Here is a 19,135-nt window from a genome sequence, read left to right as displayed (position 1 = left end):
GATGACGGACAAGAACTTGAGCAAGAGCCATGAACGCGAAACTTGAAACGACTCCATTGACCCGCCGCGGATTCCTCGTGCGAGCCGGCGCGGGCGCGTCGGCGCTTGGCCTCGGCGGGATTCCCGCGTTCGGCGACGGCGAGAAGAAAACTTACCCGCAGGGCAAGGCCGAGCATTGCATCTTCATCTGGCTCGGCGGCGGCGCGGCGCACATGGACACGTGGGACCCCAAGCGCCCCGGCGACCCGGCCAAGCGCGTCGCCGGCTCGGCGTATCCCGCGATGGACACGGCCATCCCCGGCGTGCAGGTCTGCGAGCACCTCAAGGGCTGCGCGAAGATTCTCGACCGCTTCGCCCTGCTGCGCACGGTGAACCACGACTTGATTGACGAGCACGCGGCCGCGACGAACTTCGTCCACACCGGCCGCAAGCCCACCGGCACCATCACGTATCCGAGCATCGGCTCGATCGTCGCGCACCAGCGCGGCGCGCTTGCCGACGGCATCCCGCCCTATGTCGTGATCGGCTACCCGATGATCATGCGCGGGCCGGGCTTCCTCGGCGCGAAGCACAGCTACATCTATCTCACCGACACGGAGAAAGGCCCCGCCGGGTTGACGCGCCCGCCTTACATCAACTCCGCGCGGGCCCACGACCGCGAGGAACTGCTGGCGAAGCTCCGCAGGGGTTTCGCCGAGCGCAACGCCGGCGACAAGGCCATCGCCGACTACAACGAGGCCGCGGGCGCGGCGGCGGCGCTCGGCAATGGCGAGTTCATGACCTCCTTCGAGCTCGACAAGGAGCCTGCGTCGCTGCGCGCGGCTTTCGGCGGCGAGTTCGGGCAGCGTTGCCTGCTCGCACGGCGGCTCATCCAGCGCGGCGCGCGGTTCATCGAGGTGTCGTTCAACCTCAACTTCATCAATGGCACCGGCTGGGACACGCACAACGACGGCCAGCTCAACCAGCACATCCTCATCCAGCAACTCGACCAGGCGCTCGCCGCGCTCGTGCTCGACCTCGAGCGCACGAAGCTCCTCGACAAGACGCTTGTCGTGGTCGCGACGGAGTTCGGCCGGCCGATCGAGTTCGATGCGGGCGGCGGGCGCGGGCACCAGGGCAAGGCGTTCAGCATCGTGCTCGCGGGCGGCGGACTGCGCACCGGACAGGCGGTCGGCGAAACAGATGAGATGGCGAAGGTGCCCGTGAAGCAGCCGCTCTCCGTCCCCGACGTGCACGCGACCATCGCCTGCGCGCTCGGCATCAACCCGGCGAAGAACCTTTACGACGGCTCGCGCCCCGTGCCCATCACCGACCGCGGCGAACCGGCGCGGCAGTTGTTCGGCTAGCCGCCAACCGAGGGCTGACAAGCGCCGGAGTTTCTCATAGTCTGCCCCGTCCGATTCCTGTGATGAAGAGCTTGATTTCCGCTTCGTTCCTGTGCGGCGCGACGATTGTCTCTGCGGCGGCCGCGCCTGCGCCGGCTGGCGCGGCCTTTTTCGAGTCCAAGGTCAGGCCGCTGCTCGTCGAGCACTGCTTCAAGTGCCACTCGCACGACGCGGAAAAGATCAAGGGCGGCCTCGTGCTCGACTCTCGCGCGGGCGTGTTGCAGGGCGGCGACACCGGGCCCGCCATCGTCCCCGGACAGCCCGGGCAGAGCCTGCTTATCAAGGCCGTGTCCGGCGCGGACAAGGACCTGCAGATGCCGCCGAAGACGAAGCTCGCGTCCGCCGAGGTCGAGACGCTCCGCCAGTGGGTGAAGATGGGCGCGCCGTGGTCCGGCACGGGCTCGCAGACGTCCACGCCGAAGCGCGCCGCCGGCAAGATTACCGACGAGGACCGGCAGTGGTGGGCGTTCCAGCCTGTGAAGCCGGTGGCGGTTCCGGCAATCCGCAATCCGCAATCCGCAATCCGCAACGACATCGACCGGTTCATCCTCGCCAAGCTCGCCGACGCCGGGTTGCAGCCGTCGCCCGAGGCGGACCGCGTCACGCTTGCGCGCCGCGTTTACTTCGACCTCGTCGGGCTGCCGCCAAAGCCGACGGAGATTGACGAGTTTGTGAACGACAGGTCCGCCGACGCCTACGAGAAGCTCGTGGACCGCCTGCTTGCCAGTCCGCGCCACGGTGAGAAGTGGGCGCGGCACTGGCTCGACCTCGTGCGCTTCGCGGAGAGCGACGGCTACAAGGCGGACGACTTCCGCCCGCACGCGTGGCGCTTCCGCGACTACGTGGTGAAGGCCTTCAACGACGACAAGCCTTACCATCGCTTCGTGCAGGAGCAGCTCGCCGCGGATGAACTCTTCGCCGACAACCCGGACGCGCTCGCGGGCACGGCTTACTTCCGCGCGGGCATCTACGAATACAACAACCGCGACGTGCGCGGGCAGTGGCAGCGCATCCTCGAGGACATCACGGACACGACGGCCGACGCCTTCCTCGGCATGGGCCTGCAGTGCGCGCGCTGCCACGACCACAAGTTCGACCCGATTCTTCAGAAGGATTACTACCGCTTCCAGGCGTTCTTCGCGCCGCTGCTGCCGCGCGACGATCTCACGCTCGCCACGCCCGCGGAGCGCGCCGGGCACGCCGTGAAGCTCAAGCAATGGAACGAGGCCACCGCCGACATCCACACCGAGATCACGAAGCTGCTCGCGTCCGTGAAGCGCAACACGGAGAAGAGCGCGATCGAGAAGTTCATCGAGGACATCCGCGTGATGATGAACAAACCGCCCGGCGAGCGGACGCCTTACGAGCATCAGATCGCCGAACTCGCCTACCGGCAGGTCATCTACGACATCGAGCGCCTCGACACCAAGCTCAAGGGCGAGGCGAAGGACCGCGTGCTCGCGCTGCGCAAGAAGCTGACCGAGTTTGACGCGCTCAAGCCCGCGCCGCTGCCGACGCTCATCGCCGCGACCGACGTCGGGCCCGTCGCGCCGGCCGTGTTCATCCCGAAAAAGGAATCGCTCGGCGCAATCCCCGCGGGCTTCCCGACCGTGCTCGATGAAAAGCCCGCAACGGTGAAGCCGTTCGCGACGTCGACCGGTCGGCGCGCCGCGCTCGCGCAATGGCTCACGCAGCCGTCGAACCCGCTGACCGCGCGCGTCATGGTGAACCGGCTGTGGCAATGGCATTTCGGCCGCGGCCTCGCTGCGAATGCAAGCGACTTCGGCAAGCTCGGCGAGAAACCGTCGCATCCGGAACTGCTCGACTGGCTCGCGGAGCGCTTCGTCGCCGAGGGCTGGAGCTTGAAGAAGTTGCACCGGCTCATCGTGACCAGCGCGACGTATCGGCAGCGCAGTCAGACGGGCGCGGGGGAGGGCGGGAGAAAAGGAGAGAGGGAGATCGCCGCCCCTGCCCCCTCTCACCCCCTCACCCTTTCCACAGCTCACCTGAAGGACCCCGAAAACAGGCTGCTCTGGCGCTTCCCCTCGCGCCGCCTCGAGGCCGAGCAGATTCGCGACGCGATTCTCTCCGTCACGGGCGAGCTCAAGCTCGAGCCCGTGGGCGGCCCGAGCACCGACGCCCTCACGCCGCGGCGCACGATCTACAGCAAGATTCTCCGCAACGCGCGCGACCCCATCCTCGACGTGTTCGACCTCGCCGAGTCGTTCAACAGCGTCGCGCAGCGCAACACCACGACCACGCCCACGCAGGCGCTGCTGCTCTTCAACAGCCAGATGATGCTGCGCCACGCGAGGGCGTTCGCGTCGCGGCTCGATCAGGAATTCCCCAGCAGCGATGACGAAATGATCGGCGCCGCGTATCGCCTCGCCTTCGGACGCGAGCCCCGCGCCGCGGAAAAGGCGGCCGCGCTCAAGTTCGTCGGTGAACAAATGAAGCGCATCGGCGCCGCCGAGGCCGCCGCGAGCGCGAAGCCGTTCGCCGCCGAGAAGATGCCGTATCGCGACGGCGTCGCCGCGGTGGTCACGCCCGAGATAGGCTCCGAGACGCTCCTTGTGCCCGACAGTCCCACGCTGCCGAAGGCCGACTTCACCATCGAGGCGGCGATCCTGGTCCGCACCGTGGACAAGGGAGGCACGGTCCGCACGATCGCCGCGAAGTGGGCGGGCGACAACAAGAAACCCGGCTGGGGATTCGCCGTGACCGGGGATGGCTCGCGTCGAAAGCCGCGCACGCTTGTCATGCAGTTCATCGGCACGAAACTCGACGGCTCGTTCGGCGAGGACGCGATCTTCTCCGATCAGACGCTCGAACTCGGCCGGCCGTATTTCGTCGCAGCGTCGGTGAGGCTCGCGACAAACAAGGAACCCGGCGAGGTGACGTTCTACGTGAAGGACCTCGCGAATGACGACGAGCCCATCTCGATCGTCAACGTGCCGCATTCGATCACCGGCGGCTTCGCGAACACACTCAGCCTGCAAATCGGCGGGCGCGCCGCAAGATCCGGCGGTTTTGACGGCATGATCGACGACGTGCGCCTCTCGACCGGCGCGCTCAAGCAAGACGAACTCCTTCTTTCGCACGACGCCGCCACGGACAAGACCGCGGGCTTCTGGCAATTCGAGTCGCGCCCGAACGCGTTCAAGGATTCGAGCGCGAGCGGCAACGACATCCGCCCGCCCGCCGCCGCCGCCAAGGCCGCCGCCAACGCCCGCACCGCAGCGCTCGCCGACTTCTGCCACGCCCTGCTGAACGCGAATGAGTTTGTTTACGTCGATTGACCGCATGACCAAGTCCGGCTGCAACCAGGTGGAGTGGGCTGCGTCGCGCCGCGACTTCCTCGCGAAGGCGGGCGCGGGCTTCGGCAGTCTCGCGCTCACATCGCTGCTCGCGCGCGATGCCGCCGCGGCCGAGGCATCGAGGGGCGACCTCGTGAATCCGCTTGCATCGAAGCCCCCGCACTTCGCGCCCCGCGCCAGGAGCGTCGTCTTCCTCTTCATGGAGGGCGGGCCGTCGCATCTTGACACGTTCGATCCGAAGCCCGCGCTCAAGCGCCACGCGGGCAAGCCGCTGCCGCCGAGCTTCACGAAGGGCCTCATCACCGCGATGGGCGAATACGACTCGCCGGTCTTCCCCGACAAGCGCGAGTGGAAGCAATATGGCCAGAGCGGCCTGTGGGTGTCCGACTGGTGCAGGCACGCAGGCGAAAACGCGGACGAGATGTGCATCCTGCGTTCCTGCTGGGCGAACGGGATCGTTCACTCCAACGGCGTCTGCCAGATGAACACCGGCAGCATCCTCGCCGGCCGGCCGTCGCTCGGCGCGTGGGTCAGCTACGGGCTTGGCACGGTGAACCAGAACCTGCCCGCGTTCGTGGTGATGCAGGACAACAACGGCACCGTGGTCAATGGCCCGCGCAACTGGGGCGCGGGCTTCATGCCCGCCGTGTATCAGGGCACGCGCATCCTGCCGGGCTCCGAGCCCATCGCAAACCTCAACACCCCGGAGGGCGTCAGCGACGAGCGGCAGCTCGGCAAGCTCGATTTCCTCAACTCGCTCAACCGCGGGCACGCCTCGGCGCGCGCATCACAGACCGAACTCGACGCGCGCATCGCCGCCTACGAGCTGGCCTTCCGCATGCAAGCCGAGGCTCCCGATGCGGTGGACCTCTCGAAGGAAACTGACGCGACCAGGCGCCTCTACGGAATGGAAGACAAGGACAGCGCGACGTTCGGCCGCATGTGCCTGCTCGCCCGGCGGCTCGTCGAGCGCGGCGTGCGCTTCGTGCAGCTTTACAGCGGCGCGGGCAGCAAGTGGGACGCCCACTCCGACATCGAGAAGAACCATGGCGAACGCTTCCGCGAGACGGACAGGGCCGTTGCCGGATTGTTGAAGGACCTAAAGTCGCGCGGGTTGCTTGACACGACGCTGGTGGTGTGGGGCGGCGAGTTCGGCCGCACGCCAATGAGCGAGAAGGGCAACGGGCGTGACCACAACCCGACCGGCTTCACGATGTGGATGGCCGGCGGCGGCGTGAAAGGCGGGCAGGTCATCGGCGCGACGGACGAGTTCGGGCTGCACGCCGTCGAGGACCGCCTGCACGTGCACGACCTGCACGCGACCATCCTCTGGCTGATGGGGCTGAAGAACCTCGGCCTCACCTACAACTACAAGGGCCGCCCGGAGAACCCGACGATCAACGAGGGCGAGCCTTGCGTGAAAGTCGCAGGGCATGCTGCCTGATCGGCCCACCGCGCGGGGGCACTCACTTGCAGGCGGCTTCGGCTGCCCGAGCGCCTGACTTCGCCGGCTGGCTCGCGAGGCGGGCTTTGGGCTGCTTGAGCAGGCGCTTGGATTCTTCGAGGAGGAACTTCGTGTCCATGAACGGCTGGTAGCTGATGTCCTGCCAGCGCACGAGTCCGTCCGCGTCCACGAGGTAGCTGCCATGCAACGGCTGGTTCTCGAAATCGTCAAACGCGCGCCACGCCTTGAAGGTCTTGAGCGACTTGTCGCTGACGATCGGGAATGGGAATCCGCCGGCCGGCTTCGCTTTTTCGTGCGTCGCGCGAAGCCCGTCCACGCTGTCGGTGCTGATGGCAAGCAGCGAGATGCCGGCATTCGAAAACTCCTGGGCAAGCGGCGCGAAGGCGTTGAGCTGCTCGATGCAGTGCGCGCAGCCCGCGCCGAGGTAGAAGATGACGATGACGGGTTTGCCACGATAGGACTTGAGCGAAACCTGGCGGCCGTCGCCGCTTGCGAGTGTGAAGTCGGTCGAGGTCCACGGATGCCAGCGGAACGGGCCGAGCTTCGCGAGGTCGGGCCGCGCGCCCGTGTCGTCCTTCTTCGCGACCGCCGGGCGCCAACTGGCGGAGAACTTGAGGTCCTTCGCGACGGGCGCGATGCGCTGCATCACCGGGACATCGAGGTCGGCATGCGGGGTGATGTCGCGGAGCCGGTAGAAGTGTTCGTAGGCGTCCTTCCATCTGCCCGCGCGGTAGAGCAGGTCCACGTAGTTGGCGAGCACCTGCACCTGATTGGTCCCGGCTTGCACGGACTCACGCGCGAGCCGCAACGCGGCGTCGACGTTGCCCATCGCGAACTCATACTGCGCCTGACGGTCCTTCGAGAGGTCCTTGCACTTCGCAAACTGCTCTTTCGCGGCTGCAAAGTTCGTCGTCTTGATGGCTTGGACGAGCCGCAACTCGGCGAGCGCGTTCTCGATGGCGAGCCGGTTGGGCGCGGGCGGGGTGTTGGTTCTTGCGGAGGGCGTTTGGTTCGTGGAGGGCGCGTTCGTCGTCGAGGTCACGGCGGTCGCGGCGGCTGCGACGGCGCGAACGGTGTCCTCAACCTTCGGCGCTGCCTTGGCCGCCGCTGCCGGCGCGGGCGCGGGTGTGACTACGGGCGGCGTGTTGGTCGTGGTGGCGGGTTCGCGCTTCATCATCGCTTCGAGCGCGGCGATTTGCTTTGCGGCTTCGGCGGAATTTCCCTTGTGCGATTGGGCGAGCCCGATGAGTCGCAGACGGCGGGCCTGCTCGCCGGATTGGGCGGTCGGCTCCATGTAGATGGTGTCGGCGAGTGCGAGCACGTCGCTCCAAAGCTCGAAGCGGTTGAGCGTGTCGAAGAGCCGCGTGCGGCCGTAAAGCATGCTGCCCTTGCCGGTGTGATTGAACTTGGGATGGCGCGGGAGCTCGATCATGTTGCGCGCGAGATCCACGGCGTCGCGCGCACGGCCGATGTGGCTGAGGTTGCGCGCGAGCCACTCGTTGTTGTGGGCGTAGTTGTGGATCTGGTCGGGCAGCACGTGGTCGCGCACCATGAAGGCGTGGTCGGTGCGCGCGCTGGCTTCCATCTGCCACACGGCATCGTCGTAGCGCTTCACCTTGTCGTAGATGTGGCCGGGCATGTGCCACATGTGCGCCGTGCTGGGCGAGGACTGTCCGCACTGGGCCGCGGAACTGAGCGCGAGCTTCGCGTCCTTGTTATCCCAAAGGTGGATGACGTAATGGTGCGCCGGATGCGCGGGGTTCGCCTTGAAGATTTCCTTGAGCACGGCATCCACGGCGGTGTGGTTGGTGACGCTGCCGTTGTTCCACACGTGGTAAGCCCAAAATGCTTTCGCCTCGGTCGCGTGTTCACCGGGGAATTCCTTCGCGAGTTTCTCCAGCCCGCTGGTGAGCGCCGTGCGGCGATCCTTGTCGTGACGCTTGTCGTCCTTCCAGAACTCGGCGTAGAGCTCGATCCAGCGCTGCTCGCGCGGGCTGGCGGCGGACTTGAGCGCCGCGGCGCGCTTGATGAAATCGCGGGCCCGTTTCTGGTTGCTTGTGTTCGCCATCGCCATGCCCCAGTAGGTCATGGCGCAATTCGTGTCGTGGCTCGCGGCTTGCCGGAAGCTGCGCTCCGCCTCGAAATACCAGAAGCCGTGCAATTGCCCGACGCCCTGGTCGAAGAACTTTTGCGCGAGCGGGTCCCGGGTCGTCACCGGCAGGTGGACCCGCCCGGTGTTTTCCATCAAGTAGGCCTTCTGCCGCGCGCCCTCGTTGAAGACTTCGCCGTGATACGAGTGGCCCGGCAGCGGCCCGGACTGCTCCTGCGCGCGGGTGGCGGTGCGGGCGAAAGCGAGGAGGAATACGATGACGAGAACGACGGGAACGCGCGTTGAGGAATGCATGAACATCGGTCCGCAAACGGCCATACGTCAAACCGCTCGCGGGACTGTCCGATGATGTGCAGAACAGCCGCGGCCGGGCAAAGTTTTTCGGCGGCCCGGATTTGTCGCGGTGAAGACAAACCCGGGCAGTCGCAAGTTGCGCGCACCCGCGCAGCATCCAAGGCCGGCAAAAATGCTGCGACAGGCCTGTCGCGGTCGGCCCGCCGGAGTCCGCAACATTTTCCACGCGGATCCTGAGTCTGGGCCGGTGAAAACCGCCGGGTCGATCATCGCCCCGTGGTCTCGCTAAACTTCCAACGCAGCATCTGTCACGGCGCCTTCGCTGGCTGGGCGGACAGTGGCGGCATATTTGGCGAGCACGCCGCGCGTGTAGCGCGGCTTGGGCTGCTTCCAAAGGCGCAACCGGCGGTCCATCTCAGCCTTCGCTATGCCGAGCGTGATCTCGCGCTTCGCCGCGTCGAAGACGATCGTGTCGCCGGTTTTCACGATTGCGAGCGGACCGCCTTCGTAGGCCTCGGGTGTGACGTGGCCGACGACGAATCCGTGCGAGCCGCCGCTGAAGCGTCCGTCCGTGATGAGCGCGACGTCCTTGCCGAGGCCCTTGCCCATGATGGCGGAAGTCGGCGAGAGCATCTCGCGCATGCCGGGTCCGCCGCGCGGGCCTTCGTAACGGATGACGATGACGTGCCCGGCCTTCACCGTGCCGTCGAGGATGGCCTTGAGCGCGAGTTCCTCGCTGTTGAAACAGATCGCGCGGCCGGCGAACTGCAAACCTTCCTTGCCGCTGATCTTTCCCACGGCGCCCGTCGGGCAGAGGTTGCCTCGGAAGACGACGAGGTGGCTTTCCGCTTTGATGGGATGATCGAAGCCGCGGACGACGTCCTGCCCGGCGGGATACTTGGGCGCGCTCTTCAGATTCTCCGCCATCGTCCTGCCCGTGACGGTGAGGCAGTCGCCGTGCATGAGGCCGCGGTCGAGCAGCATCTTCATCAGCGGCACGGTGCCGCCAATCTTCACGAGTTCGGCCATGACGTATTTGCCGCTGGGCTTGAGGTCGGCGAGGACGGGCACGCGTTTGCCGATGCGGGTGAAGTCGTCAATCGTCAGCTTCACGCCGGCGGTGTGCGCCATCGCGATGAGGTGCAGCACGGCGTTGGTCGAGCCGCCAAGCGCGATGACGAGCGTGATCGCGTTCTCGAAGGCCTTCTTCGTCATGATGTCGCGCGGGCGGATGCCGAGCTTGAGCAGGTTGAGCACGGCGGCGCCGGCCGCCTCGCAATCGCGCGTCTTGTCCTGCGACACCGCGGCCTGCGCGCTGGAGTTGGGCAGGCTCATGCCGAGCGCCTCGATCGCGCTGGCCATCGTGTTGGCCGTATACATCCCGCCGCACGAGCCCGCGCCGGGAACGGACACTTCCTCGATTTCCTGCAACTCCGCGTCGCTCACCTTGCCGGCGGCGTGTTTGCCGACGGCTTCGAACACGGTGACAATGTCCGCGGGCGTGCCGCGATAATCGCCCGGCAGGATCGTGCCGCCATAGACGAAGATTCCGGGGCGGTTGAGCCGGGCGAGCCCCATCACGCAACCGGGCATGTTCTTGTCGCAACCGCCGATGGCCACCACGCCGTCAAAGCCCTCGCAGCCGACAACCGTCTCGATGGAGTCCGCGATGACCTCGCGCGACACGAGCGAATACTTCATCCCTTCGCTGCCCATCGAGATGCCGTCGCTGATGGTGATGGTGTTGAAGACGACCGCCTTGCCGCCGGCCTCGTTGACGCCCTGCGCGACGCTCACGGCGAGCTGGTCAATGTGCATGTTGCACGGCGTGACCATGCTCCACGTGGACGCGACGCCGACCTGCGGCTTCTTGAAGTCGTCGCGCGTGAAGCCGACGGCGTGCAGCATCGCGCGGCTCGCGGCGCGCTCGGGGCCGTCCACGACAACGGATGAAAACGCGCGAAGGGAAGCGGTCGGTTTGCGGGCAGATTTTCTCATGTCAAAGCGCCGCGCAGCTTGCGCGAAGGCCAACGGACTGGCAAGCGCTCCACCGGAACGCGCTTGCTTGCATTTGTCGATGCCAGTCGGGCCGAGTTAACCCGGATCGAGACCGACGACGAGCCACGGGCTTCAATCCAACGTCTTCAAGCCCTGCACGACGCTCATCTTCGCGACCCCGGCGGCCGGCGCAATGCTCGCGACGATGCCAAGCCCGGCCGCGACCGCAGAGGCGGTCCCGATGATGCGCGGCGTGACCTCGAAGGTGATGAACAGCCCGCCGGTGATCTTCTGCATCAGTTGCGCGGGTTCGAAGAGGAACCACGCCCCGCCCACTCCGAGGGCCGCGCCGAACATCGCCAGCCCGAAACTCTCCGCGAGGATGAAGGCGAACAGCTCGCGCTGGCGGAATCCGAGCGCCTTGAGCACCGCGAGTTCGCGCATCCGCTCGCGGATGGCCATGCTCATCGTGCTCGCGGCCACGAGCACGAGCGAGAACACCACCACCGTGCAGATCGAGCCGATCAGCACCTGGATGTTCCCGAGCATCGAGACGAAGCTCAGTTGAAACGCCCGCTCCGTCTCCGCGCGCACCTCGCACGACGTGTTCTTGAACGCCTCGTTGATCGCCGTCACGACCGGCGCCACTTCGTCGAGCGAGCGGGCCTTGACCCACCACGTGCCGACCGTGCCCTTCAGGCCCGACGCCTCGTCCAGATAGTCGTGGTGGAAGAGCACGTTGCGGTCGTCAATCGTGCCCGAATAGATGCCCGCGATCTTCAGTTCGATGGTGCACGGGTAGATCGTGCTCTCGAGAACCATCTTGTCGCCGAGCTTGAGGCCGTATTTGTCGGCGGTGAGCTTGCCAAGGATGCACGCGGTGCGGTCGCGCTCGAACGCCTCGAACTGCCCCTCGCCCATTTTCGCCTCGCCGAAGATCGGACGCAGGAGCTTCGGGTCCATCGCGAACTGCGCGAACGCGGTGAACTCCTCGTTCCGATACTTGCCGCCAAACCAGCTGAACGGCGAGACGGCCTCGACGCCGGGGATCTTCTCGATCACGGCGCGTTGCCGGTAAGGCAGTGGGTTCGCGAGCGAGATACGGTTGCGCACGACGATCCGCGCCGCCGCGCCGATGTCCTCCGGCGGGATGGTGAACTCGCGCAGCGTGACCAGCAGGGTGACCAGCAGGAACAAGCTGACCGCGACGCTCAACACGCACAGTGCGGCGCGCCGCTTGTTGCGCAACGCGTTCTTGGCGATGAAAGTCGCGATGGTCACGGGACGATCGGCGCGGAGTGCGTTGTGCGGATGGCGGAATGGCGGGACGATCGATTTGACCAGGCGAAGCGCCAGGCGACCGGGCATTGAAGGGCGGAATTCATCACACAACCAGCTCCCCCTTTTCCAGATGCACCGTCCTCGAGCCGAACGCCGCCGCCTTCGGGTCGTGCGTGACGAGGATGACTGTTTTGCCGGCGGACGTTGTGAGCGCTTGCAGGATGCCGAGGGCTTCGTTCGCAGAGTTCGCATCGAGGTTTCCCGTCGGCTCGTCGGCAACGATCAGGGCGGGGTCGGTCACAAGCGCGCGTGCGATGGCGACGCGTTGCTCCTGCCCGCCCGAAAGCTGGCGGGGGAGGTGATGCGAGCGGTCGGCGAGGCCGACGAGTTCGAGCGCGGTGCGGACCTGTTTCTTGCGCTGGCGCCCGCCGAGCTTGGTGAGCAGCAGCGGCAGCTCGACGTTCTCGAACGCCGTCAGCACCGGGATGAGGTTGAATGACTGGAAAACGAAGCCGACATTCTGGTTGCGCCAGTCGGCCAGGTCGGACTCGCTGAGCTTCGCGACGTCAATGCCCTGCACGCGGCACTGGCCGTTCGTGGGGCGGTCCACGCCGGCGATGATGTGCAGGAGCGTCGACTTGCCAGAGCCGCTCGGCCCCATCAGCGCGAGGAACTCGCCCGCCGCGATGTCGAGCGAGAGGTTGTTGAGCGCGGTGACGTTGATGTCGCCCTGCCGGTAAACCTTGGTCAGCGATCGGATCGAGACGATGGGAGCGGCGTCGGCCATGTGGCGGAAAGGGATACGGCCCGGCGCGCCGGATTGCAAACACGGCGGCGCGTTGTCCGCCGCGCGCCCGCGGGCTCAGCGTGTGGCCACGGCTTCGGCCGCGACCGGGCGCAGGTTCCAGACGAGGCCCGTCCACGAAAGCACCTTGAGCGTGTAGTAGGTGAGGTCTACTTCCCACCACCGGAAGCCCTGCCGCGCGGAGTGCATGTAGTGGTGGTGATTGTTGTGCCATCCCTCGCCAAGCGTGAGGAGCGCGAGCCAGAAGTTGTTCCGGCTGTCGTCACCCGTCTCAAACCGCCGGCCGCCCCACACGTGCGCGAGCGAATTGATGCTCGACGTGGCGTGGAACAAAACCGTGGTGCTGATGAAGAATCCCCACACGAGCAACTGCCCCGCCGTCACGCCAAGGCCGGGCGCGTGGCGTTCGAGCAACCCGCCGGCAACGAACAGCGCGACCGCCAGCAACGCGGGCACGAGCGCGTCGAAGCGGTTGAGAAAGACGAGTTCACGAAACTTCGCCAGGTCGCGCACGAGCCGGTAGTCCGTGGGGAAATTTCGGGCGCTGGTGATCCAGCCGATGTGCGACCACCAGAACCCGTGGTGCCGGGGCGAGTGCGCGTCGGTCTCCTCGTCGGAGTGCTGGTGATGATGCCGGTGCTGGCAGGCCCACCACAGCGGGCCGCGCTGCACCGCGGACGCGCCGACGAGCGCGAAGCCAAACTGGACCGGCCGCGACGTCTGGAAAGTCCGGTGGGAGAAGTAGCGATGATAAAAACCGGTCATCGCAAACATGCGGATGAAGTAGAGCGCGAGCGCGACGCCGACGGCAGCCCAACTCCAGCCGACCCAGAAGATTCCGAGACAGCCTGCGTGCAGCACGATGAAAGGGATGCATCGCACCCACTCGACCTTGTCCGGGCGCGCACGGATGGCGTCAGGGTCCTCACAGCCGTGGTCGGCATCAAACCACTGGGCGAGGGAGATCAGACAGCGCCGGAGCGGACTTGGGTCGTGGGCTTGGGCCATGGTCCGGAGGACAAAAACAGAAGTCGTGTCCAGTGTCAACGCGCGCTGCCGGAAGCGACCGCACGCCGCGGCCCGGGTCAATGCGTCCCGGGTTTTCGGTCCTTTACGCGGAACCCGGCAAGGCGGAGGTAGAGATTGCCGAGCCACGCTGGGACGAAGCGCTTCACGGAGAGCTTGAACGAGTGCCAGAGATTCTTCCGAAGGAATGCCGCCGTGAGGAAGTGCCGGTTGGCCGGCTGCCCTGCGACCGCCCGCAGCACGGTGCCGCCGAAAAGGTAAAGCGCGCCGCACGCGCGGATGCGGCTGACGACGTCGGCGCATTCGGGCGAGTTGAGACGGCGAAGGAGCTCGCCGAGGAGCTGGCGGTATTCCGCGGGGTTGCGCCGGCCGCGCTCGTGGAAGGACGCGCCGCGGATGTTCAGGATGCCAAGTGACTCCGGCACGTGACAGATGCCGTGGCGGAACGCGAGCACGTGCATCACAAACCAGTCGCAATGCCACTTGAGCGCGGGCGCGAATCCACCGGCGGCGCGGGTGCGCTCGCGGTGGAACACCGTGGTGTGGCTTGCGATGAAGAGCCGGCCGGTGCGCTCCAAATCGACGAGCCGCGCGGGATCGAGGAAAGCCGGCTCAGGCGACATCCCCACGCCCATGTGCCAGCGCAGCCCGCGCTCGGCCTGGCGCCAGTCTCCGATGGCGCAGCACAAGCCCGCCCCGGGATGTGCGGCAAGGAGCCGGAGCGATTTCTCAAACAGACCGGGCAGCACTTCGTCATCCGCCGCGGCAAAAAGCACGAAGTCGCCACGCGCCAGGTCGAGGCCGTGGTTCATGCCCGCAACGACACCCCGGTTGGCCTCGTGCCGGATGAAGCGGATCGCCGGGTGCTGCCTTGCAAAGCCCTCGATCACGGCGACGCTGTCGTCGGTCGAGGCGTCATCGATGACGATGACTTCGAGCGCCGGAGCGGATTGGGCAAGCAGGGCGCGAAGGCAGACGGGAAGCGTGCGGGCGTGGTTGTAGTTCGGGACGATGACCGAGAGTGAGGGAAGGTTCATCGCAAGCCGCCTCCGCGGTCAGTGGCTCGGCGCAGCCGGTGAACGCGAGCAAGGGGCGCGCATGGGAAGCTACCGTTTCCCGCAGCCGATGCCGAGGAGGTATTGCGCCATCGGATGGTAGCCGGTGTGCACGACCTCGTCGTTCATCGAGAAGACAAAGGCGTTGTGGAAATGGCGGAGGAGCAGTGCCTTGAGGCCCGGACCGTCCTTGCAGTTGACGTGGCCGGCCTTGCTCGGGGGCGACGCGTGCGCTTGCGACGGGAGCGAAGGGCAGCCGAGGATGAGCACGCCGCGTGGTTCGAGCGAGGCGGTGAGGTTTGACATGAAACGGTCTTCTTGCGCGGCGGCGATGTGCTCGATGACATCGAGCGCGTAAGCGCCGTCGAAGCTGCCGGGGAACGGCTGCTCAACCATATCGTGCACGACGGCTTCGAACTTCCATCGCGCCACCATCCGGCGCCTGGCGTCCTCGATGAACACGGGGTCGAAGTCCGTGGCGGTCAGTTTCGCGACTTCCTGCTGCACGAGGCGCGTGCCAAAGGCGTCCGCGCATCCGACCTCCAGCACGTGGCGCGACCCGCTGAGCATCTTGGCGACGAACTTGTAGCGCGAGAGCGTGAAGACCAGGTGCCGCGGGTCATCATGCCAGGCCTGATTGGTCATCAAACCCAGCGGCGCGACACCTTCCTTGAGGAGGTCCAGCGTCCGCTGATACTGCGGTTCACGCGTGGTGAATGGTTCGGAACTCATGGGAGAGAGTGTGCCGGGGACCGCAGGCTGCCGTCATTCAAAAATTGGCGCGTGTCCCGCCTGCATCTCGACCCGGACAAGCGTTCACGCCGGCGCGGCCGGTGGGAGCCGGAAGTCAACGGCGGGATACTGGCGATTCAGCCGCGCGCGCACGTCCGCCGCCTGTGCCGCGGGCAACGCGAGCATGACCCGGCAGCCGGCCGGGGCGTCGGCCGGACGGAGAATGGTGCGTCCCATGAACGACTGGCCCGGACGGCTTGGATCCTCGTCCACGAAGAACGCGGCGCGTCCGCCGAGTTCGCCCTGCAGCCATGTCGCGGCGATCGAAGTGCCGAAGATGCCCAGCGGGCCCGCGGCGGCAAGCGCGCGCGTGTCCTTTGCAAGCGCGGTGAGCCACTCGAGTTGACCAAGCACGGCGGGCGTGAGGTCACCGGTGGCCCGCATCGGGCGCGGACCCGCGCCGGACTTGCGCGCCACGATGGTGATTTCCTTCGCGACCCAGTCGGGCGCGGCAACGATGACCTCGAAGCCCGCGCTCTCGACCAACTCGCGGAGCGGCGGGACGAAGCAATGCGACGCATGGTCCGCCACGAGGAACATGAAGGGGTTCTGCCCGCAGTCCGGAACCTGCACGAGCAGAAGCCCCCCCATGGCGAGCTTGGGCCGCAAACTGACGAGAAACTCCCGCGGCGAGGGAATGTGCTCGAGCGCGTGAAGGAGCGTGATGGCGTCGAATTCGCCCGGCACTTCGGACGCGCCGCATGTGTGGAGCCGTTCAACACGAGGGATGGACTCGACGATGGACTTGCAGTGGTCGTTGACTTCGACGCCCGCGAGGGACCATCCGGGAAACATGGCGCTGAAGGCGCGCAGCAGGGCGCCGTTGCCGCAGCCGATGTCCACAAGCCGGCCGCCAGCCGGGAGGGGCATCTCCGCGTGCCAGCGTTGCAGGAGTCGCGCCGAGCGCGTGCCTGGCTGACCGGTGCGCGGGTCGAACACGCTCTGCTCCGCGCCCTTCGCCTGATGATAGATGGTGTAGTCCTCGTAAATGCGCCGGGACTGGTCGTGCCACGCGGGGTCGAGCACGGCTTGCGCGCACGAGCAGGCGGGGCACGTGGCGAGTCGCCCGCCCGCGGGCCAGGGCTTGCAGTCCGAGGTCACGCGCCGCAGTGCCGCGTAGGCGGGCAGCAATTGCAACGCAGCGCCACCGCAGACGTGGCAGGCGGCCTGTGCGCTTGGCGTCATTCGAAGAAGATGAACCCGTAGTCACCGGTGTAGCCGCACCGGGCGAAGATCCACTCCCACTCCGGCGGCGTGTAGAAGGACTCGCAGGTGATCTGCCAATACAGCAGGTTGACCTTCTCGCGCTCCGTGCGGTAGGAGTCGTTCACGATGTATTTGCCGCCCCGGCCGACGCGCTCGATCTCGCGCAGCGCCTTCTCGAGGTCGTAGATCCGCAGGTTGTGCAGCGTGTTGATGGCCACGACGAGGTCAAAGCTCTTGTCCGGATACGGCAGCGATACGGCGTTGCCGACCTTGAGGCGGTCGCGGACTTCGGGCATCCCGTTGGCGACGGCGTATTCCGAGATGTCCACCCCGGACACATCGATGCCGGGGCAGACTTCCATGAAGTCATGCACGAGAAAGCCCTTGCCGCAGCCGATGTCGAGCACGCGGTCGCCCGGCTTGAGCCCGTAATGTGCGACCAACTGCCGGGCGAATGGAATCCATCGGCCGTCATACTTGAAACCGCCGTAGCCATACTTGCGGTCGCCGTCGAAGTAATCCTGCCCGAATTTCTTCGCCACCGCGGCGCATTCGGCCTTGTCGTGCTCGACGACGCGCTGGAGGTAATTGCGCGCGGTCGCCTGGTGAACGGTGGAGATGAAGTCCAGCTCGGCCATGGCGGGTGAGGTCAGTTCGCGAGCGCGCCAATCTCGCGGGCCAGCAATCCGGTCTCGAGTCCGTGCGCCTTGAGGAGGTCGCCGTGCGACCCGTAGACGTGGATGAACTCGTCCCGCAACGCGAACGTGCGAAGCGTGCAGCGTGCGCCCGAGTCCCACGCGAGCGCCTTGACCTGCGGACCGAGGCCGCCGAAGGGCGCGTGCTCCTCGATGACGGCGATCGCGGGGAATCGGGCAAGCAAGGACTTGATGCCTTCCGTGTCGAGAGGCTTGAGGCTGTGGATTGAATGGACGGCGACGCTTCGCCCGCGCTCGCTCTCGATGCGCGCGGCGACGTCGAGCGCCATCTTTGTGATCGGTCCGTAGGAAAGCAGGCAAACGTCGGCGCCGGGGCGGATGCATCGAACCTTGCCGAGTCGGAACGGATCCGGCGCGCCCGCGGTGAGGTCCGGCTCGCCGGCCTTCCCGAGACGCAGGTAAACCGGACCGGGAATGTCCGCGACACACGCCCGTGTGCACAGCGCGGATTCGGCCGGGTCGCACGGCGCGAGCACGGTCATGTTGGGGATCGCGCTCATTACGGCGACGTCCTCCTGCGCGTGGTGCGTTCCGCCGAGGGTCGAGTAGTTCACGCCGGCGCCGACGCCGACGAGTTTCACCGGAAGATTCTGGTAGCAGCAATCCACGCGCACCTGCTCGAACGGCCGGTAGATCGTAAACGTGGCAATGGTGTAGGCGAACGGGATCTTCCCGCGCAACGCGAGGCCGGCGCACATTCCGATCATCGTCTGTTCGGCGACGCCAACGTTGACGAAGCGTTCGGGCGATTCCTTTTGAAAGGACGCGACGCCTGCGGCGGCGGTGATGTCGGCGACGACGAGGACGATGCGCGGGTCGTTGCGCGCCAGTTCGTAGAAGGCGTTGGCGAAGGCGTTTCTCACGAGGCGCAGCCCTCCACTTCCTTGATGGCAATCCGGTATTCCTCTGCGTTGGGCGCGCGGTAGTGCCAGATGGGCACGTTCTCCATGTAGCTCACGCCTTTGCCCTTTGTTGTGCGGCCCAGCAACACAAACGGCCTCGTGCCGCTGCGCGCCCTGACCGCGTCGTGGATGGCCTGCGGATTGTGGCCGTCCACTTCGGCGGCTTCCCAGCCGAAGGCGCGGAGCTTGTCCAGCATCGGGTAGAAGTTTGGCAGTGTCTTGCTGGTCTGGCCGAGTGATTGGAAGTCGTTCAAGTCCACCAGCACCACGAGCCGCGTGATGCCGAAAGAGGGGGCGACCATGAGCGCCTCCCACACGGAGCCTTCCTGCAACTCGCCGTCGCTCATCACCACGAAGATGTCGCGCGCCTTGCCATCGAGCTTGTCTGCGTAAGCCATGCCGACGGCGAGGCCGAGGCCGTGCCCAAGCGAGCCGGTCGAGGCCGAAATGCCTGGCGTGCCATAGTCCGGATGCGTCGCCAGCGGGAAGCCGGGCTTGCAGAAGTTCTCCAGCCACGCCGTCGGGATGACGCCGAGTTCTTCGAGCACGACGTATTGCGCGGGCGAGCCGTGGCCCTTCGAGAGCACAAAGGTGTCCTCCGTGGCCGCGTCGCCGGTGCGGTTCATCAATCCGAAGTAGGAGGTCGCCACCAGTTCGAGACACGAAAACGACGGGGCGATGTGCAGCGCGCCGACCGTCTGCGAAATGTCGAGGATGCGCCGCCGATACCGCTTGCACCGTGCGCGCACCGCGTCCGCATCAAAAGGAGGTCGGGCCATGGTC

The 19,135-nt window shown here is 66.4% G+C and carries 14 protein-coding genes; 3 read left to right on the top strand and 11 right to left on the bottom strand.

Features of this window, described 5'->3' with window-relative positions:
- Positions 1 to 29: 29 nt before the first annotated feature.
- The 3 genes from FJ386_03665 to FJ386_03655 all read left to right on the top strand — a co-directional run bounded on the left by FJ386_03665 (position 30) and on the right by FJ386_03655 (position 6,146).
- Complete coding sequence (locus FJ386_03665; protein ID MBM3875801.1) at positions 30 to 1,346, top strand: DUF1501 domain-containing protein; 1,317 nt, start codon at positions 30 to 32, stop codon at positions 1,344 to 1,346.
- Between the two features lie 62 nt (positions 1,347 to 1,408).
- Positions 1,409 to 4,684 carry a DUF1553 domain-containing protein gene (locus tag FJ386_03660; GenBank protein ID MBM3875800.1) on the top strand — a complete coding sequence of 1,092 codons (3,276 nt, stop codon included), beginning with the start codon at positions 1,409 to 1,411 and terminating at the stop codon, positions 4,682 to 4,684.
- Positions 4,685 to 4,688: 4 nt separating this feature from the next.
- On the top strand, positions 4,689 to 6,146 hold the full coding sequence (locus tag FJ386_03655) for a DUF1501 domain-containing protein (protein MBM3875799.1): 1,458 nt from the start codon (positions 4,689 to 4,691) through the stop codon (positions 6,144 to 6,146).
- A gap of 22 nt (positions 6,147 to 6,168) precedes the next feature.
- On the opposite strand, the gene FJ386_03650 is transcribed toward FJ386_03655, so the two are convergent.
- The 11 genes from FJ386_03650 to FJ386_03600 all read right to left on the bottom strand — a co-directional run bounded on the left by FJ386_03650 (position 6,169) and on the right by FJ386_03600 (position 19,131).
- Positions 6,169 to 8,595 (bottom strand): redoxin domain-containing protein, encoded by a 2,427-nt coding sequence (locus tag FJ386_03650; protein MBM3875798.1) that lies wholly within the window; start codon positions 8,593 to 8,595, stop codon positions 6,169 to 6,171.
- A 261-nt stretch (positions 8,596 to 8,856) separates the two neighbouring features.
- Positions 8,857 to 10,569 carry a dihydroxy-acid dehydratase gene (gene ilvD / locus FJ386_03645; protein ID MBM3875797.1) on the bottom strand — a complete coding sequence of 571 codons (1,713 nt, stop codon included), beginning with the start codon at positions 10,567 to 10,569 and terminating at the stop codon, positions 8,857 to 8,859.
- A 132-nt stretch (positions 10,570 to 10,701) separates the two neighbouring features.
- Positions 10,702 to 11,850 (bottom strand): FtsX-like permease family protein, encoded by a 1,149-nt coding sequence (locus FJ386_03640; protein ID MBM3875796.1) that lies wholly within the window; start codon positions 11,848 to 11,850, stop codon positions 10,702 to 10,704.
- Between the two features lie 103 nt (positions 11,851 to 11,953).
- The gene (locus FJ386_03635) at positions 11,954 to 12,637 is read right to left on the bottom strand and encodes an ABC transporter ATP-binding protein (GenBank protein ID MBM3875795.1); all 684 of its coding nucleotides are present in this window, start codon (positions 12,635 to 12,637) and stop codon (positions 11,954 to 11,956) included.
- A 75-nt stretch (positions 12,638 to 12,712) separates the two neighbouring features.
- Entirely contained in the window at positions 12,713 to 13,663 is a 951-nt protein-coding gene (locus tag FJ386_03630) for an acyl-CoA desaturase (GenBank protein ID MBM3875794.1), read from the bottom strand.
- Between the two features lie 77 nt (positions 13,664 to 13,740).
- On the bottom strand, positions 13,741 to 14,718 hold the full coding sequence (locus FJ386_03625) for a glycosyltransferase family 2 protein (GenBank protein ID MBM3875793.1): 978 nt from the start codon (positions 14,716 to 14,718) through the stop codon (positions 13,741 to 13,743).
- Positions 14,719 to 14,787: 69 nt separating this feature from the next.
- A complete protein-coding gene (locus tag FJ386_03620; GenBank protein MBM3875792.1) occupies positions 14,788 to 15,468 on the bottom strand; it encodes a class I SAM-dependent methyltransferase in 681 nt (226 codons plus the stop codon).
- Between the two features lie 84 nt (positions 15,469 to 15,552).
- On the bottom strand, positions 15,553 to 16,713 hold the full coding sequence (locus FJ386_03615) for a class I SAM-dependent methyltransferase (GenBank protein MBM3875791.1): 1,161 nt from the start codon (positions 16,711 to 16,713) through the stop codon (positions 15,553 to 15,555).
- Complete coding sequence (locus tag FJ386_03610) at positions 16,710 to 17,372, bottom strand: class I SAM-dependent methyltransferase (protein MBM3875790.1); 663 nt, start codon at positions 17,370 to 17,372, stop codon at positions 16,710 to 16,712. Before FJ386_03610 ends, FJ386_03615 begins: the two co-directional genes overlap by 4 nt.
- 11 nt (positions 17,373 to 17,383) lie before the next feature.
- A complete protein-coding gene (locus FJ386_03605; protein ID MBM3875789.1) occupies positions 17,384 to 18,313 on the bottom strand; it encodes a transketolase in 930 nt (309 codons plus the stop codon).
- Positions 18,310 to 19,131 (bottom strand): transketolase, encoded by an 822-nt coding sequence (locus tag FJ386_03600; GenBank protein MBM3875788.1) that lies wholly within the window; start codon positions 19,129 to 19,131, stop codon positions 18,310 to 18,312. The genes FJ386_03605 and FJ386_03600 overlap by 4 nt, the downstream gene beginning before the upstream one ends.
- Between the last annotated feature and the right edge of the window lie 4 nt (positions 19,132 to 19,135).

This window comes from Verrucomicrobiota bacterium, assembly GCA_016871675.1.
Taxonomy (GTDB): Bacteria; Verrucomicrobiota; Verrucomicrobiia; order Limisphaerales; family VHCN01; genus VHCN01.
The sequence above is the reverse complement of the archived record's forward strand: the minus strand, read 5'-3'. Positions and strand labels throughout refer to the sequence as shown.

What these genes read in the sequence shown, in the direction of transcription:
- FJ386_03660 (MBM3875800.1), top strand. Translation starts at nt 1,409, where the DNA reads ATGAAGAGCTTGATTTCCGCTTCGTTCCTGTGCGGCGCGACGATTGTC.
- FJ386_03635 (MBM3875795.1), bottom strand. Translation starts at nt 12,637, where the DNA reads ATGGCCGACGCCGCTCCCATCGTCTCGATCCGATCGCTGACCAAGGTT.
- ilvD (MBM3875797.1), bottom strand. Translation starts at nt 10,569, where the DNA reads ATGAGAAAATCTGCCCGCAAACCGACCGCTTCCCTTCGCGCGTTTTCA.
- FJ386_03625 (MBM3875793.1), bottom strand. Translation starts at nt 14,718, where the DNA reads ATGAACCTTCCCTCACTCTCGGTCATCGTCCCGAACTACAACCACGCC.
- FJ386_03650 (MBM3875798.1), bottom strand. Translation starts at nt 8,595, where the DNA reads ATGGCCGTTTGCGGACCGATGTTCATGCATTCCTCAACGCGCGTTCCC.
- FJ386_03665 (MBM3875801.1), top strand. Translation starts at nt 30, where the DNA reads ATGAACGCGAAACTTGAAACGACTCCATTGACCCGCCGCGGATTCCTC.
- FJ386_03655 (MBM3875799.1), top strand. Translation starts at nt 4,689, where the DNA reads ATGACCAAGTCCGGCTGCAACCAGGTGGAGTGGGCTGCGTCGCGCCGC.
- FJ386_03610 (MBM3875790.1), bottom strand. Translation starts at nt 17,372, where the DNA reads ATGGCCGAGCTGGACTTCATCTCCACCGTTCACCAGGCGACCGCGCGC.
- FJ386_03600 (MBM3875788.1), bottom strand. Translation starts at nt 19,131, where the DNA reads ATGGCCCGACCTCCTTTTGATGCGGACGCGGTGCGCGCACGGTGCAAG.
- FJ386_03620 (MBM3875792.1), bottom strand. Translation starts at nt 15,468, where the DNA reads ATGAGTTCCGAACCATTCACCACGCGTGAACCGCAGTATCAGCGGACG.
- FJ386_03615 (MBM3875791.1), bottom strand. Translation starts at nt 16,713, where the DNA reads ATGACGCCAAGCGCACAGGCCGCCTGCCACGTCTGCGGTGGCGCTGCG.
- FJ386_03630 (MBM3875794.1), bottom strand. Translation starts at nt 13,663, where the DNA reads ATGGCCCAAGCCCACGACCCAAGTCCGCTCCGGCGCTGTCTGATCTCC.